This window comes from Frankia sp. CcWB2 (assembly GCF_977927585.1).
This window is the reverse complement of the sequence record NZ_CDWRCM010000218.1, coordinates 1-2,468: the sequence shown is the minus strand read 5'-3', so window position 1 is coordinate 2,468 and position 2,468 is coordinate 1. Positions and strand designations below refer to the sequence as shown.

At 72.9% G+C, this 2,468-nt stretch carries 3 protein-coding genes; 2 read left to right on the top strand and 1 reads right to left on the bottom strand.

What is annotated here, in order from left to right:
* Positions 1–777, top strand: a 777-nt coding sequence (locus tag ACY45C_RS18600; protein WP_462188850.1) for an aldehyde dehydrogenase family protein, incomplete at its 5' end; no start/stop codon positions are given.
* 85 nt (positions 778–862) lie between these two features.
* On the top strand, positions 863–1,732 hold the full coding sequence (locus ACY45C_RS18595) for a PHP domain-containing protein (RefSeq protein WP_462188849.1): 870 nt from the start codon (positions 863–865) through the stop codon (positions 1,730–1,732).
* A 63-nt stretch (positions 1,733–1,795) separates the two neighbouring features.
* Here the strand turns inward: ACY45C_RS18595 and ACY45C_RS18590 are convergent, their stop codons facing one another.
* On the bottom strand, positions 1,796–2,314 hold the full coding sequence (locus ACY45C_RS18590; protein ID WP_462188854.1) for a MarR family winged helix-turn-helix transcriptional regulator: 519 nt from the start codon (positions 2,312–2,314) through the stop codon (positions 1,796–1,798).
* Positions 2,315–2,468: the final 154 nt, after the last annotated feature.

Below are 2,468 nucleotides of genomic sequence, written 5' to 3'. Positions count from 1 at the left end.
GTGGTGTCCTTCACCGGTTCCGGCCCGGTGGGCTGGTCCATCCGCGACGCGGTCCCCCGCAAGCACGTGGTCCTCGAACTCGGCGGGAACGCGGCGGTGCTGGTCGCCGCCGACTACGCGGCTCCCGCCGACCTGGCCCGGGCCGCCGGCCGCATCGCCCTGTTCGCCAACTACCAGGCCGGCCAGTCGTGCATCGCCGTGCAGCGGGTCTACGCAGACCGCACGATCATCGACGAGCTGCTCGCCGAGATCGTCGCCGCCGTGCGGGCGCTGCACGACGGGGATCCGGCCGACCCGGCCACCGACGTGGGGCCGCTGATCGACGTCGCGGCGGCGGAACGGGTCGAAGCGTGGATCATCGAGGCCGTCGAGGCGGGGGCGACACTCGTCTGCGGCGGGACGCGCCACGGCACGAGTCTCAGCCCGGCCGTACTGACCGACGTTCCGCTCACCGCCAAGGTGGTAGGCGAGGAGGTCTTCGGCCCAGTGATCGTCGTAGCGGCGGTCGACGGCGTCAACGAGGGCTTCGCCCGGATCAACGACAGCGCCTACGGCCTGCAGGCCGGGGTGTTCACCCACGACCTGGCCACCGCGTTCCGCGCCCACCGGGAGCTCCAGGTCGGGGGGGTCGTCATCGGCGATGTCCCGTCGTACCGGGCCGACCAGATGCCCTACGGTGGGACGAAGGGTTCCGGCATCGGGCGGGAGGGGGTCCGCTCGGCCATGACCGACCTCACCGAGGAGCGGGTGCTGGTCCTGACCGATCTGGACCTGTAGGCCTCACCGCCCGCCTGCCGCCCGCCGCCACCGCCTCCCGCCCACATCATCGCCGCGCGGCGAAAAGCTGCCACTATGAAGCATTATGGAGCGGGTGGCCATCGACCTGCACACCCATTCGACCGCCTCGGACGGCCTGGAGTCACCGGAGAACCTCGTCCGGCTCGCGGCCGGGCAGGGCCTGTCGGTCCTCGCGCTCACCGACCACGACACCATCGCGGGCATCGGCCGCGCGGCCGCGGCCCTGCCGGCCGGGCTGACCCTGGTGCCGGGCGCCGAGATCTCCTGCCAGGTCGAGGTAGCAGGTGCCTGGGTATCCCTGCACGTGCTGGCCTACCTGTTCGACCCGGCCGAGCCGGCGTTCGCGGCGGCCCGGGCCCAGGTGCGAGAACATCGCGCCACCCGGGCCCGTCGGATGGTCGACCGGCTCACCGCGGACGGGCATCCGGTGCGCTGGGAACGGGTCTTGGAGCTGGCGGCCGGCACGGTGGGCCGGCCCCACATCGCCGCGGTCATGGTCGAGACCGGGCTGATCCCCGAGGTGGCGGCCGCGTTCAGCAACCGGTGGATCGGCGCGGGCGGACCGTACTGGGTGGGCAAGGAGCAGCCGGACGTCTGGGAGGCGCTTCGCCTCATCCACGGCGCCGGCGGGGTGAGCGTGTTCGCGCACCCGTTCGCGAGCAGGCGCGGCGTCACGGTCGGTCCCGAGGTGATCGAGGCGATGGCGAAGGCGGGCCTGACCGGCCTCGAGGTCGATCACCCCGATCACCTACCCGTCGAGCGGCGCCGGCTACGTGGCCTCGCTGCCGAGCTCTCGCTGGTGGCGACCGGTTCCAGTGACTTCCACGGCGCCAGCAAGCCTCAGGGGCTCGGGGCCGAGACCACCTCCCGGGAGGCCTACGAGGCGTTGGTCTCCGCCGCGCGGGGGGCGGTCCCGATCACCGCGTCCGGATGACCGGCCGGGGTACCGGCCGGGGTGCGGTGCCGGCAGGCCGTGGCGCCGGCAGGCCGTGGCCGCTCAGGCGTCCGCGCCGCACCCCCGGCCGTTGCCACCCGGCCTCGGCGGGCTCAGCCGGCCCAGCAGCTCGGCGAGCAGGTCCTGCTCGGTTCGGCTGAAGTGGGAGAGCACGTGCCGGGCGACCCCCTTGAGGTGGGTGCCCGAGGCCGCCCGCAACCGGTCGAGCCCCTGCGGGGTGAGGGTGGCGAGCGTGCCGCGGGCATCCGATGGGCAGGACCGCCGGGCGACCAGTCCCTCCCGTTCCAGCCGGTCGACCAACCGGGTGAGACCGCTGCGGGAGAGCAGCACCGCCTGGGCGAGTTCGCTCATCCGCAACTCGCCGTTCGGGGCCTCGGCGAGCTGGACCAGCACGTCGTACGAGGCCAGGGGAAGCCGGTGAGCCGCCTCGAGCTCGGCCTCGAGGACCCGGGTCACGTGGGCATGGGAGTGCAGCAGCTCACGCCAGGCCCGCATCCCATGTTCGTCGACCCAGTCCTCGCCGGTCTCGGAGCTGGCGCCGAACATCTCTTCGACTGCCATCGCGTCCTCCCGCCCCCGCACGATCAGCCTACGTCGCGGCCCGCCCGCAAAACCGTCCCAAGCAGCCGCCTCCGTCACCGGGACACATACCAGGCACAGACCAGGCATATACGTGGATCTGTCGCTGATCTTGTGATCGAACTGGCCCTCCCCA